This is a genomic window from Alphaproteobacteria bacterium, from assembly GCA_037200005.1.
Taxonomy (GTDB): Bacteria; Pseudomonadota; Alphaproteobacteria; order UBA9219; family RFNS01; genus JBBCGY01.
In genome coordinates, this window is record JBBCGY010000001.1 from 273,351 (window position 1) to 286,196 (window position 12,846).

The 12,846-nt window shown below is 62.5% G+C and carries 15 protein-coding genes; 10 read left to right on the forward strand and 5 right to left on the reverse strand.

Going from position 1 to position 12,846, the window contains the following annotated elements:
• Nucleotide 1: 1 nt before the first annotated feature.
• Both WDO70_01390 and WDO70_01395 read right to left on the reverse strand, forming a co-directional pair.
• Nucleotides 2–781 carry a hypothetical protein gene (locus tag WDO70_01390; protein ID MEJ0061878.1) on the reverse strand — a complete coding sequence of 260 codons (780 nt, stop codon included), beginning with the start codon at nucleotides 779–781 and terminating at the stop codon, nucleotides 2–4.
• The gene (locus WDO70_01395) at nucleotides 774–1,430 is read right to left on the reverse strand and encodes a helix-turn-helix transcriptional regulator (GenBank protein ID MEJ0061879.1); all 657 of its coding nucleotides are present in this window, start codon (nucleotides 1,428–1,430) and stop codon (nucleotides 774–776) included. Before WDO70_01395 ends, WDO70_01390 begins: the two co-directional genes overlap by 8 nt.
• A gap of 290 nt (nucleotides 1,431–1,720) precedes the next feature.
• Here WDO70_01395 and WDO70_01400 point away from each other — a divergent pair, with 290 nt between their 5' ends.
• The 3 genes from WDO70_01400 (at nucleotide 1,721) to WDO70_01410 (ending at nucleotide 4,265) form a co-directional block, all read left to right on the forward strand.
• On the forward strand, nucleotides 1,721–1,894 hold the full coding sequence (locus WDO70_01400) for a hypothetical protein (GenBank protein ID MEJ0061880.1): 174 nt from the start codon (nucleotides 1,721–1,723) through the stop codon (nucleotides 1,892–1,894).
• A gap of 110 nt (nucleotides 1,895–2,004) precedes the next feature.
• Nucleotides 2,005–2,754, forward strand: a complete 750-nt coding sequence (locus WDO70_01405) for a metallophosphoesterase family protein (protein ID MEJ0061881.1) — start codon at nucleotides 2,005–2,007, stop codon at nucleotides 2,752–2,754.
• The gene (locus tag WDO70_01410; GenBank protein MEJ0061882.1) at nucleotides 2,751–4,265 is read left to right on the forward strand and encodes an O-antigen ligase family protein; all 1,515 of its coding nucleotides are present in this window, start codon (nucleotides 2,751–2,753) and stop codon (nucleotides 4,263–4,265) included. Before WDO70_01405 ends, WDO70_01410 begins: the two co-directional genes overlap by 4 nt.
• On the opposite strand, the gene gshB is transcribed toward WDO70_01410, so the two are convergent.
• Genes gshB through rsmI form a run of 3 tightly spaced genes read right to left on the reverse strand, consistent with a single transcriptional unit; the run spans nucleotide 4,262 to nucleotide 6,654 of the window.
• Nucleotides 4,262–5,254, reverse strand: a complete 993-nt coding sequence (gene gshB, locus WDO70_01415) for a glutathione synthase (protein ID MEJ0061883.1) — start codon at nucleotides 5,252–5,254, stop codon at nucleotides 4,262–4,264. The two genes, WDO70_01410 and gshB, sit on opposite strands and share 4 nt — an antisense overlap.
• Nucleotides 5,255–5,635 (reverse strand): YraN family protein, encoded by a 381-nt coding sequence (locus tag WDO70_01420; protein ID MEJ0061884.1) that lies wholly within the window; start codon nucleotides 5,633–5,635, stop codon nucleotides 5,255–5,257.
• Entirely contained in the window at nucleotides 5,632–6,654 is a 1,023-nt protein-coding gene (gene rsmI, locus WDO70_01425; protein MEJ0061885.1) for a 16S rRNA (cytidine(1402)-2'-O)-methyltransferase, read from the reverse strand. The genes WDO70_01420 and rsmI overlap by 4 nt, the downstream gene beginning before the upstream one ends.
• Before the next feature lie 68 nt (nucleotides 6,655–6,722).
• Between rsmI and WDO70_01430 the strand changes: the two genes are divergently transcribed.
• The 7 genes from WDO70_01430 to WDO70_01460 all read left to right on the forward strand — a co-directional run bounded on the left by WDO70_01430 (nucleotide 6,723) and on the right by WDO70_01460 (nucleotide 12,830).
• A complete protein-coding gene (locus WDO70_01430) occupies nucleotides 6,723–7,835 on the forward strand; it encodes a penicillin-binding protein activator (GenBank protein ID MEJ0061886.1) in 1,113 nt (370 codons plus the stop codon).
• Between the two features lie 101 nt (nucleotides 7,836–7,936).
• A complete protein-coding gene (locus tag WDO70_01435) occupies nucleotides 7,937–9,862 on the forward strand; it encodes a lytic transglycosylase domain-containing protein (protein ID MEJ0061887.1) in 1,926 nt (641 codons plus the stop codon).
• Between the two features lie 74 nt (nucleotides 9,863–9,936).
• The gene (locus WDO70_01440; protein ID MEJ0061888.1) at nucleotides 9,937–10,260 is read left to right on the forward strand and encodes a hypothetical protein; all 324 of its coding nucleotides are present in this window, start codon (nucleotides 9,937–9,939) and stop codon (nucleotides 10,258–10,260) included.
• A 6-nt stretch (nucleotides 10,261–10,266) separates the two neighbouring features.
• Nucleotides 10,267–11,112: a pyruvate, water dikinase regulatory protein gene (locus WDO70_01445; protein MEJ0061889.1), complete on the forward strand. Its 846-nt coding sequence runs from the start codon at nucleotides 10,267–10,269 to the stop codon at nucleotides 11,110–11,112.
• A gap of 117 nt (nucleotides 11,113–11,229) precedes the next feature.
• The gene (gene aroE / locus WDO70_01450) at nucleotides 11,230–11,940 is read left to right on the forward strand and encodes a shikimate dehydrogenase (GenBank protein MEJ0061890.1); all 711 of its coding nucleotides are present in this window, start codon (nucleotides 11,230–11,232) and stop codon (nucleotides 11,938–11,940) included.
• Nucleotides 11,941–12,555, forward strand: coding sequence for a dephospho-CoA kinase (gene coaE / locus WDO70_01455; protein MEJ0061891.1), 615 nt, complete (start codon nucleotides 11,941–11,943; stop codon nucleotides 12,553–12,555).
• Nucleotides 12,552–12,830 (forward strand): type II toxin-antitoxin system RelE/ParE family toxin, encoded by a 279-nt coding sequence (locus tag WDO70_01460; protein MEJ0061892.1) that lies wholly within the window; start codon nucleotides 12,552–12,554, stop codon nucleotides 12,828–12,830. Before coaE ends, WDO70_01460 begins: the two co-directional genes overlap by 4 nt.
• Nucleotides 12,831–12,846 lie beyond the last annotated feature (16 nt).

Consider the following 12,846-nt stretch of genomic DNA (forward strand, 5'->3'; position numbering starts at 1 on the left):
GTTAAGCTCTGAGCGTTGTTTCTGCTGTGCTGGCGAGAAGAGCCGCTTGGTCGTTAGCCGCATTCTTGTCACCCGCTTTCAAGCGCGCGAAATCGATGCGCGTGAAGTAGCGTTTCGCAAGCCCCTCAAGGCCCGGAATGACCGGGTTTGTATTGAAATATAATGCCGAGGCCAATTCGCTTCCCGGATAAATTTCCGCCGCGTCGCAATCGAGCGTCATCATATTGAAGACGGCGGATTCTTCCTTGATGTAGTTTATGGACTGTTCCCGGAAAGCAGCTTCATTGCCAATAACGATTCCGCGCGCCTTCCACCGGCTGATTATGCCTTCAATGTCCTGCATAATGGCCGAAGTAAAATCCGGATTGCTTTCGGCCTGCCTGCCTATTAGCTGCATGTGCTGCGGGAAATCAGGCCGGTCGATCCATTCATTCCATCGGCTGATGCTGTAGGGCTTTTTCAAATCCGACAGAGAATCCTGAACGCGCGCGAGCCACATGGCGCCTTCGGCCAAGGCGACGATTTTGGCGGCCCGGTCATTGACTCCGCCGGCAATGAGATTATAGCGCTGCAAAGTATCGTTCACGCTTACGATCACATGCTTGATATTGGCGCTTCGATTAAGCCAGTCGACCAATGCGGCAAACTTCATCCCCTCATGATAGGGCGCGCCGACGCTAATCATAAGTCTGACTGTATCGTATGCCCGCCAGCCCGCGCCGTTCTTGATGCGCACGGAATAACGGATATCGTTATTCATGATCCATGGCATGTTAGTCATAATTGATCTCCGCGGTGGAAGGCGGCGGCAGCGGGCATGTGGACCACATGAAATCGAACAGGTTCTTTTGCGCCGTGACCACGTGACGATTGCGTATGACTAAGGCACTGTCATCACCACCCTCGGTATTCAGGATCATGGTCGCCAATTTGTCCCCATAGATCACGATGGCGGCGTTGTGGAAATATCGCGAGGGCAGGCATCGGTATTCCTTGGCGTGGCCATAATAAGCCGTGTCGCCTTCGCGAATCAAGGAACGCATCTTGATGCCGCTGCGTCTAAGGCGTCGGTAATTCTCGATGACTGGCTCCGGCGAAACGCTATCCACGACGCAGGCGAATAATGCTTCGGCCTTCTCTTGTCCGGCGAGCGTATGGATAACATCGTCGAGCAAGCGCACATATACATTATCGCCTTCGATCATTGTTATGGCGTCATCGCGCATTTTGACGCCGTCATGGTCGGTAAACTCGACCCCATGCTCTGCGAAAACCTGCGTGATGTCGGTGATTGTGCCGACGCGGGGCTGAACCGTGCCGTCCTCGATCTTGCGGATGCCCTGCGCCGTCAAGCCTGCCTCGGCGGCAAGCTCTTCCTGGCTCATATCAAGCAAGGCGCGCGCGGCGCGTATCTGGCGTCCGGTAATCATGAAAATGGGATAACTCTGTGGATAAAAACTGTAACGATTAACCTTTGGAAAGTTACTAACAGACCCATTAACGAAAATCAATCCATATTTTCTATATCGAAAAAAGAAACTTTACTGGACTTTTTAAGAAAATTTTAATATAAAGCCACTAATTTCGGCTTATCGGTGTTGCAACGCCATATTTATGGGCGGAATGCGGAGGCTGCGGTCGCGGTAATCGCCTGCAATCGAGAGCCTGAAAAATAAAGGCGAGAACCAAGAGAAAACAAGGACATAAACAGGGATCAACTATGGCTGTCATGACCTATAAAAATCTTGTGGATCGATACGGCCAGGACATGGCCTTCGATCTTTTGATCACCATCGAGAAGATGGCCAAGATCAGGGATTCGATCACCCTCGACGAGGAAGAGCGGCTGCAGCGGGCGCTGGCGGTGCTGGATAAGGCTGAACTCGCCGCCTAATCAGGCGTATATCCGCAAAATAAGGCGTGCCCTGCAAAGGACGCGCCTTTTTAATGTCTCATGCTATAAAAACGACGATTCTCCTTATGCCGGGATCGTTAACTGCCCCCATGCTGAACGCAAAACCGCCGCCTAGAAAAATCTACCGCATTCCGCCCGGAAAGCGGCTCTACGCCGTGGGCGACATTCACGGCCGCATCGACCTGCTGCGCCGCCTGCTCGACATGATCGGGCGCGACGCGGCCACGATTCCCGACAAGGAGAAGGAACTGGTCTTTCTCGGCGATTATGTCGATCGCGGACTCAAGTCGAACGAAGTTCTTTCGCTGCTCCATTTCGGCCTGCCGAAAATATTCAACCCCATCTTCCTGCGCGGCAATCACGAAGACGCGATGCTGCGCTTCATCGACGGCGATCTCGGCGTGGCGGCCAACTGGTTTCATTTCGGCGGACGGGAGACGATCGCCAGCTACGGCATGCCGCTGCCGCCGCGCAATCCCTCGCCGGAGCAGGCCGCCGCCATCCATGCCGCGCTGCTTGCCGCCATGCCCGCCGAGGATTTGGCTTTTCTGCGCGCCACGCGGCTTTACCATCAATGCGGCGATTACGGTTTCGCGCATGCCGGGGTGCGGCCCGGCGTGCCGCTTCAGCAGCAAAAAGCCGCCGATCTCATGTTCATCCGCGGCGAATTTCTGAACAGCGACGCCGATTTCGGCGCCCTGGTGGTGCATGGCCATACCATTGCCCCGGAGCCGGAAGTCCGCCATAACCGTATCGGCATCGACACGGGAGCCTACGCGACCGGCAAGCTCACATGCCTGGTTCTTGAAGGGAGCAAACGCAAGTTTGTGCAGACATGACCTCAATTGCAGAACAGGTTGCCGCAGAACAGTCCGTAGCAGAACGGCCCGCCGCCCGCCGCAAAAGCTTCACCATCCTCAACGAGGAACATAGCCGCCGCTGGTTCATGAATTGCCTGTTCGCGGGATTCCTGGCCGCGCTGGCTCTCGCCCCTCTGCCGCTCGGCTCCAACCGCATGTGGTCGTCGAGCCTGCTGACGGTATGGAACAGCCTGCTGCTGCTTATCCTGATGGCCGGATGGCTCTTGCAGCCGCGTCTCATTGCTGTGCCGATGAAGAAATCCATGACCGTCGCCTTCGCGCTCATGCTGCTGACGCTCGCCTGGATCGTGCTGCAGACGACATCGCTGACGCCGGAATCATGGCATCATCCGCTGTGGCAGGAGGCGGCCGAACTCCTCAAGCGCCAGGGCTTCAAGGACGCCGAAACCGGCGGCGCGATCGCGCTCGATTCCGGCGCGGCGCTCGCGGGGCTGGTGCGTCTGCTCGGCTATATCGCGAGCTTCTGGCTGGCCTATTTCTTCGCGCTCGACGCGCATCGCCCCCGGATCATCCTGCTCGTTCTCGTCGTCGCGGGCCTGGGCTATGCCGCCTACGGCTTCTCGGTCCAGGCTTCGGGATCCAATCTGGTGCTGTGGTATCCCAAGCGCGCCTATATCGACAACATGACCTCGACCTTCTTCAACCGCAATTCCTACGCCGCCTATGCCGGTCTTGGGATGCTGTGCGCGCTTGCCTATATGATCCAGAGCTGGCGCCGCGCGTGGCGCAAATCGTCCCAATTGATGCAGTGGCGCGATTTTCTGGCCAAGCTGGCGGGCGGCGAAATCATCTGGGTGCTGCCGCCGGTCGCGCTGCTGATGGCGCTGCTGCTTTCCTCCTCGCGCGGCGGCTTCGCGAGCTCGATGGCGGGGTTGGCCGTGCTGGCGCTCGGCTTCGCGATCAACAAGCGGCTGAGATGGCGGTGGGTCGCGGCGATCTTCGGCGGCGCGTTCGTCGTCATTTTCATGACGATGGCCATAGGCGGCAACGAGCTTGCCGCGCGGCTCGACACCGGCACCGTGATCAGCGATCTGCCGCTGCGCACCAATGTCTACGAACTGACCTGGGAAGCCATCAAGGTCAATCCGTGGTTCGGCTACGGCTACGGCAATTTCGACGCCGCCTTCCGCCTGTTCCGCGATTCCACCATCGCCGGCTGGTACGAGCAGGCGCATGACGAATATCTGGAGATGGCGATGGATCTCGGCATTCCCGCCGCACTGGCCTGGTTCACCGCGCTGGGAATCATGATCGTGCGCTGCCTGCGCGGCATGGCCGCGCGCAAAAAAGACGGCATCTATCCGGTGCTGGCGCTGGCGGCCACGACGTTGGTCGGGCTGCATTCGATCCTGGATTTCAGCCTGCAGATCCCGGCCATCGCCGCCACCTACGCCGCGATTCTCGGCGCCGGCGTCGCGCAAAGCTGGACGACGCAGGAAATAAAGGACGCCGCCGAGCGCGATCTTTAAGAGGCCCGCTTTTTCGCCAAGCGCCCTTCGATCATGTTCCAGAATTTCTCTTCCATCCTGTCCGCGCCCTGCAGGCCGTAGAGCGTATTGGCGTCGAAGAAGCCGGCGGGCGAGGTGACGTTGATCTCGCCGACCAGCCCCGCCATCAGGTCGATGGCCGCGAACAGGATGCCGCGCCGGGCAAGTTCGCCGCTGAAACGGGCGATAACGGCGCGTTCTTCCGCCGCGATTTCGCAGGGCTTGATATGCGCGCCCGCGCCGATATTGACGCGGAATTCGCCCGCTTTCGGCACCCGACTGTAGGCGGCGGCGATCTGGCCGTCGACAAGGAGGACGCGCTTATCGCCCTTGACGATTTCAGGAATGAATTTCTGCGCTACGCATGGCAGGCCGCCAAGATCGCGCAGATAATCGACGATTGCCGTTTCCGGAGCCTGCGCGCCGAGGCGCACGACGCCCTTGCCGCCGTAACTATAGAGCGGCTTCAGCACGATATCGCCATGCCGGGCGAGGAAAGCGGCGATAGAGGCCGCATCGCCGCTGACTAAAGTCGGCGGCATGAGATCGGGCCAGCGGGCGATGAACAGCTTTTCCGGCGCGTCGCGCACCGCGCGCGGATCGTTGACGATCAGCACTTGATCCGCGATCAGCTCCAGCAGATAGGTGCTGGTGATATAGGCCATGTCGAAAGGCGGATCCTGGCGCAGAAGCACGACATCGAATCCGGCCAGATTTTCTTCCGACGGCGCGGCCAATTGCGGTATCTTCGCGGGATCGTCCCACGCCGCGACGAAAGCACCGCGCGCCGTCAATGCGCCGCTACCTTCACTTTTCCATGACATATCATTCGGCTGATAGACGAAAATCTCCGCGCCGCGCCGCAACGCGCCGCGCATCATCGCCAGCGTCGTGTCCTCCGGCGCGTCGAGCCGGTCGAACGCATCCATTTGCACCGCCACGCGCATCATTTTCATGTTCATCGCTTTCATTTACAGGCCCTCCCAAGCGTTCGGAATATGGCGCGGCGCGCGCAAGGGAGCAACCAGCATTAAATCGAATCGTATGGCGCTGTCCGTCAAGCCCGGATGCCGCGCGAGAAACATGCTGGCCGAACGCCGCAGCCGGTCGCGCTGCGGCGAGGTGAAGGCGAGGGCGGCGTCCGCCATATTTTGCCGCGCCTTGACCTCGATGACGGCGACCACGGCGCCGCGCGCGGCGATGATGTCGATTTCGCCGAACGGCGAGCGGTACCGCGCCGCGAGGATTCGGTAGCCCTTGAGCCGCAGCAGGCAGCGGCACAGGAACTCCGCCCATAATCCATAGCGATGCCGCCGCCGCCGGGCCTTCATCTTGATCTTCGCCTTGTTCATGTCTTGCCGCGCAATTCCAGCGCCCGCTCATAGACCTTGCCGCGCGGGATGCCCGTCGCATCCGCGACCTCGGCCACGGCGTCGCGCAGGCTTTTCCGCTCGAGCGCCTCGGCCAGCAAGCCGTCGAGATCGGCGGTTTGTTCCTCGGGCAGGGGCGGCGCGACGACGATGGTGATCTCGCCCCGCGCGGGATTCGAGGCATAATGCGCGGCGAGAACGGGCAGCGCGTCGCGGCGCGATTCTTCATGCAGCTTGGTCAGCTCGCGGCAGATGGCGGCTTGCCGCGCGCCGAAAATCTCCGCCATGTCGGCGAGCGTCGCGGCGAGGCGGGACGGCGATTCGTAGAAAATCAGCGTCGCGGGAACGGCGCTCCATCGTTTGAGCTCGTCGCGACGCGCCTTGCTTTTGGACGGCGGAAATCCGGCGAACAGGAACGGCTCCGGCGGCAGCGCGGAAAGCGCCAGCCCCGCCGTCACCGCCGACGCGCCGGGACAGACGGTTACGGGCAGCCCGGCCTGCAGCGCGGCGCGCGCCAGCCTGAACCCCGGATCGGAAACCAGCGGCATGCCCGCGTCGCTGACCAGCGCCAGGCTTCCCCCATAAGCGAGCTTTTTCATGATCTCCGGCAGCCGGGCGGCTTCGTTATGGTCGTGATAGGAAATCATCGGCCGGGAAAGCCCATAGGCGTGGAGCAGCGCGCCGGTTACGGCGGTATCCTCCGCCAGCACCGCGTCGGCGAGCATCAGCGTAACCAGAGCCCGCAGCGTGATATCGCCGCGATGGCCGATGGGCGTGGCGACGAGATAAAGTCCCGCGGGGAGTTTACTTGGCGCCGCGCCGCCGGTAATGTCGTCTTGAGCGAGCGCGGCCAGACGCTGCGCCAGACGGGCAAAATTCCATGATAGCGATGCAGGCACGACAGGGGCGAATTCCGGCGCGGTTTCAGGCGCGCGGACAGAGGCGGCGGTTTTCGTGCGCGAATCTCCGCGCGGTTTTTTTCCGGGCCTTTTTGCTGCCATTGATCTTGCTCCTCGGGCTGGGCGCTTGCGCCGATTCCACCCATAGCCGATTTGACGCTTCCCGCCAAATGCAGGCGGCTTCGCCCGCGCCGCCGGCGGCGCAGGGACAGATCGCCGCGCCGCCCGCGCCGATTCCCGCCGCCGATATCGTGAAAGTCGGAATCCTTCTGCCCTTGAGCGGCGCGCAGGCTCCGCTCGGCCAGGCGATGCTCAATGCCGCGCAGATGGCGGTGTTCGACGGCGGCGGCAATAATTTCGAGCTTCTGCCCCGCGATACCGGCGACAGCCCCGCCGGGGCGCAGGCGGCGTTCCGCGACGCGGCGTCTTCGGGCGCGCGGCTGATCGTCGGCCCGGTCTTCGCCGCCCAGGCCGCCGCGATCAAGCCCGCCGCCGCCCAGGCTGGAATCAACGTCCTGGCGCTCACCAGCGATTCCAGCCTGGCGCAGCCCGGCCTCTATGTCATGGGCTTTTCTCCCGGCGCGCAGACCAGGCGCATCGTGGCCTTTGCCATAGCGCGCGGCAGCCCGCGCCTCGCGGCGCTGATTCCCGCGGGCGCTTACGGCGATATCGTGTCCGCGGCGCTGCGCGAAACGGCGGCGCGCTATGGCGGCGCGATCGTCGTCGCGCCGCGCTATAATCCCGGCGGCGAGACGGCGGCTCTGGAAGCCGTCGCGGCGGAGCGCGGCCAGATCGACGCGCTGCTGATCGCCGAAGGCGGCGAATCGCTACAGCGCATCGCGGCTTTATTGCCGAATTATCAATTGGCGGGAGGGCAATTAGCAGGGGGGCATGTCCGCCTGCTCGGCACGGGATTGTGGGACGAGGATAATCTGGCGCTACGCGCGCCCGCGCTCGCGGGCGGGTGGTACGCGGCGCCTTCGCCCGCCGAGCGCCGCCGCTTTATCGCCAATTACCGCGCCGCTTTCGCCGCCGTCCCGCCCCGCCTTGCCACCATCGCTTATGACGCGACGGCGCTGGCGGTGACCTTGGCCAGACGCGGCGTGCGTGTCGACGCGGCCTCGCTGACCAATCCCAGCGGATTCGCGGGCGTCGACGGCATTTTCCGGCTCAATGCGGACGGCATGGCCGAGCGCGGCCTCGCGGTCAACCAGGTCGCCGCCCAAGGCGTCCAGCCCATCGATCCCGCGCCGGCAAGCTTTACCGGTTCAGAAAACAGATGACGGGGGCCGCAAGACGAATGACAGAAGGCGGAAGACAGCCGGCGCATTTTCATGCGCCGTGCGCAACACTTCGTCTTCTGGCTCTCGTCCTCTGTCTTCTGTTGTCGCTATTCTGTATCCCGGCCTTCGCGGACGGATTGTCGCCGGTCGATCTGCAGTATTATCGGCAGGCCTTCAAGGCGCTCGACCAGGACAAGGCGACCGCGGCGCTGCTTCATGCGGGCCGCGCGAAAGACCGCACGCTGCTCAAGGTCGTGCAGGGCGCGGTCATGGCGATGGACGACAATCCCTATGATTTCGCCGCGACGTCGAGCTTCGTCGAGCGCAATAAAATCTGGCCGGAGCGCCGCGCGATTATGGCGCAGATGGAGAAAAAGCTTCCGGATTCCATGACCTATTCCCAGATCGCGCATTGGTTCGACGCCCATCCGCCGATCAGCATGCGCGCCTTCGACCGCTATATCGCGGCGCTGCGGGCGCTGCGCGACGAGCGCGCGGCGACGATGATCCGCGCGCGCTGGATCGGCGGCGATTTCGACCGCGAAGGGCAAAATGATTTTATCGCCCGCCATGGCGATGCGCTGCGCGCGCAGGATCACGCGCGGCGGCTCGACCGGCTGATCGAGGATAGCCGGAACGACGATGCGAGGCGGATGGCAAGCCTGGTCGATGGCGGCCAGCGCGCGCTCATCGCGGCGCGGCTTGCTCTGGCGTCGGGCGATTCGCGCGCCGCGGGCCTGATCGGGCAGCTGCCGCCGGCCTTGCGCGACGATCCGGGCCTGCTGCTCGACCGGTTGCGCGCGGCGCGCCGCCGCGACGACGATATCGAGGCGGTGAGCCTGCTCGGCCGGCAGCCCGCCTCGGTGTCCTCGCCGGAAAGCTGGTGGAACGAGCGGCATATCGTCATCCGCCGCATGATGGAGCGCGGGGATAATCAGGCGGCCTACGATCTTGCGCTCAAACATGGGTTGAGCGAGGGGCAGGCTTTCGCTCAGGCCGAATTTCTCGCCGGATGGCTGGCGCTGCGTTTTCTGCATGACGCTTCCGAGGCCCGCGAGCATTTCTCGAAACTGTATGAGGCCAGCCTTTATCCCATCAGCAAGGCGCGCGGCGCGTACTGGCTGGCCCGCGCTTATGCGGCGCGCGGCGACGGCGAGCAGGCGCGCTCATGGTATAAAAAGGCGGCGCAATATCCGCTGACCTTCTACGGGCAATTGGCCCTGGCGCAGCTCGATCCGAAAGCGGTGCTGAATATCGCGCCGGATGCCGCGCCGAGCCAGGACGAGCGCGACGATTTTTCCCGCAAGGAATTCATCAAGATCGCGCGCCAGCTGCATCAGCTCGGAGAATCCTCGCGGGTCAAAAAATTCCTGTATGCCGCCGCCGAACAGGCGGAGGGCCGGAAAGATTTCACCATGATCGCCCAATTCGCGCTGAAGCTGGACTATCCGGACTGCGCGGTGCGAATCGCCAAGACGGCGACGCAGAAGGGGTTCATGCTGGCCGAGGGCTATCCGCTGCCCAGGATCGACCTGCCGCGCGAACCGGAACCGGCGCTGATTCTCGCGTTGATCCGGCAGGAGAGCATGTTCGATCCCGACATCGTCAGCCCGGCGGGCGCGCAGGGACTCATGCAGCTCATGCCCGGCACGGCGCGCGATCTCGCCCGCAAGCTTTCGATCAAATACAAGAAAGACCGGCTGTTCGATCCGAATTACAATATGCGGCTCGGCAGCCGCTTTCTCGCCGACCGGCTCGATCAATTCAGCGGGTCGTTCATCATGGCGACCGCTTCTTATAACGCGGGGCCGGGCCGGGTCAGGGAGTGGTGCTCGACATTCGGCGGGCCGCAACAAGGATCGCAGCAGGGCCTCGACCCGGTGGACTGGATCGAGCTGATCCCGATATACGAGACCCGCAATTACGTTCAGCGCGTCATCGAAGGGACGCAAATTTATCGCGCGCGCCTCCGTGGCGGGCGCGCGCCCTTGAAAATCATGGAAGATTTGCAGGCCATAGGCCGGTAAGCATATTTTATGCCATGTTGGGCCATGCCGATTTTACTGGCGCGCTTATACCGATTTGCGTTAGATTTACCTCTATGACGATGCTCGATCTTATGGCGATGCTGGCCTTGACCGCCCTGGGCATGACCGTCGGCGTCATCGCGGCGGCGGCCATGTTCGTTCGCCGCCAGCGTCAGGCTTTGATGCGCGCACTCGAAGACAATAACAGGCAGCAGGCCGAGGCGATGCAGCAGATGGTGGCCGCGCTGACGGCGGCGCAGCAGCGGCAGCGGCAATCCGAGCAGCAGATGCAAAGCTTGGCCCAGGCGGCGCTGCGTTTGCGGCAGGATCTGACGGCGCTTGCCCAGCGCGTCGAACGCGGCCAAACCGACACCGCCACCGACCGCGTTTTGCACTAACAATCGATGGCGCCCGCCGACGCCCAGCAAACCTTTCATCTGCATTTGGTCTCCGACGCCACCGGAGAGACGATCAACGGCGTCGCCCGCGCCTGCCTCGCGCAGTTCGAGGACGTTTCGGTGCAGGAGTATTTCTGGAACCTGATCCGCAGCCCCAAGCAATTGGAACTCGCCATGATGGGCATCAGCCGCAAGCCCGGCCTGGTGCTGTACACATTCGTCGACGAAAATCTGCGCCGCGACCTGGAGGCTTGGTGCCGGGATTATAATATTCCATGCCTGTCGCTGCTCGATCCGGTCTTGCAAAGCCTCGCCAATTTCTTCGGCCGCCCCTTCGCGCACCAGCCCGGCAAGCAGCACCGGCTCGACGCCGAATATTTCGCCCGCATCGAGGCGATGGATTACGCCATGGCGCTCGATGACGGCCAGGGCGGCGATCATCTCGCGGAAGCCGATGTCGTCGTGCTGGGCGTGTCGCGAACCTCCAAGACTCCCACCTGCCTTTATCTCGCCGGACGCGGCGTCAAGGCCGCGAATGTGCCCGTCGTGCCGGGCTGCCCCTTGCCGCCCGCACTCGAGACTTTGGCCGGAAAATTGATCGTCGGCCTGACCAAAGACCCGCATTCGCTGGTGGAAATCAGGCTCAATCGCCTGAAACTATTGCATGGCGACCGCAGCGCCGATTATGTGGATATCGAGAAAGTGAAAGAGGAAGTCGTGTTCGCGCGGCGGCTTTTTTCTCGCCTCGGCTGTCCGGTCATCGACGTGTCGCGCCGCTCGATCGAGGAGACCGCCGCCGAGATCATGATGCTGTTAAGCGCGCATAAACTCAAAGGGGAAACCACCGCATGATTTCCGGTTCCACGCGATTGCTCGGCGTCGTCGGCGACCCGGTGCGCCACTCGCTTTCCCCCGCGCCTGCATAATTACTGGCTGCGGCAATACGGCCTCGACGCCGCCTATCTTCCGCTGCCGGTGAAGGAAGAAGATTTTTCGGCCGTGCTGCGGGCCTTGCCGCGCCTCGGCTGCCTCGGCGTCAATGTAACCATTCCGCATAAAGAAGCTGCCTATGCCCTGGTCGACACCTGCGATCCGCTCGCGGCGCGCATCGGCGCGGTCAATACCGTCGTCATCGAGAAAGACGGCATGCTTCACGGCGCGAATACCGATATTTACGGCTTCAAGACCAATCTCGAGCAGGCGGGATACGACATGAAATCCGGCGCGGCGCTGGTGCTCGGCGCGGGCGGCGCGGCGCGGGCGGTTCTTGCGTCGCTGCAGCAGGAAAACTGCCCGCGGATCTTTCTCGCCAACCGCACGCCGGAACGCGCCGCCGCCCTCGCCGCGCATTTCGGCGATCCCGTGACTGCCCTTCCGTGGGAGGAGCGAGAAACCCATCTGGGCGCGATCAAGCTTGTGGTCAATACGACATCGCTCGGCCTCGATGGCGCCGACGATGTGCCGCTCGATCTGTCGGCGCTGCCCGGGGAGGCCGCCGTCTGCGATCTGGTTTACCGGCCGCTGGAAACCGGCCTGCTGCGCCGGGCGCGTTCGCGCGGCCTGCGCGCGGTGGACGGCCTTGGCATGCTGCTGGGACAGGCGCAGGAAAGCTTCCGCCTGTGGTTCGGCTTCGCGCCGGACGTGACGCCGGAACTGCGCCGCCATGTGCTGGAGCAATAAATGATCGTGGTGGGATTGACCGGCTCGATCGGCATGGGAAAGAGCCTTACCGCCGCCATGCTGCGCAAGATGGGCTATCCGGTGCATAGCGCCGACACGGCGGTTCATCATGCGCTCGGCGAAGGCGGCGCGGCGGTGGAAGCGGTTGGCGCGCTGTTTCCCGAAGCCCTCAAAGACAACATGATCGACCGGAAGATTCTCGGCGGGAAAGTGTTCGGCGATCCGGAAAAACTGAAACAGCTGGAAGCGATCCTGCATCCTTTGGTGCGGCGAAGCGAGGAGGAGAAAATCGCCCGCGCGCACGCGAATGGCAGCCCCGCCGTCATCCTCGACATTCCGCTGTTGTTCGAGACCGGCGCGGAAACGAGATGCAACGCCGTGATCTGCGTCACCGCGCCCGCCTGGATCCAGAGGCGGCGGGTTCTCAAGCGCCCCGGCATGACCGAAGAAAAATTCGCGCGCATTCTCGCGGCGCAAATGCCCGACGCGGAAAAACGCCGCCGCGCCAACTATATCGTGCAGACCGGATTCGGACGCTGGGCCGCTTTCCGGCAGCTGCGGCGGATCATGAAGCGGTTGACAACTGACAACATTCAGTTTACAGTCCAAAAATGATAAGGAGCTTCAAGCATCGCGGGCTGAAGCGGCTCTATGAGGATGGCGACCGGAGCGGAATCCGCCCCGATCTGCTCGATGCGGCGGAAGATATACTCGCCCGCCTTGACGAAGCGGATACGCCGCAGGCGCTTAACCTGCCGGGATACAGGCTGCACCCGCTCAAGGGCGGCTTAAAAGGATTCTGGTCGGTCACGGTGCGGCGCAATTGGCGGATTATTTTCCGCTTTGTCGGCGCGGACGCGCTCGATGTTGAGCTTATCGATTATCATTAGGAAAAGGACCAAGATC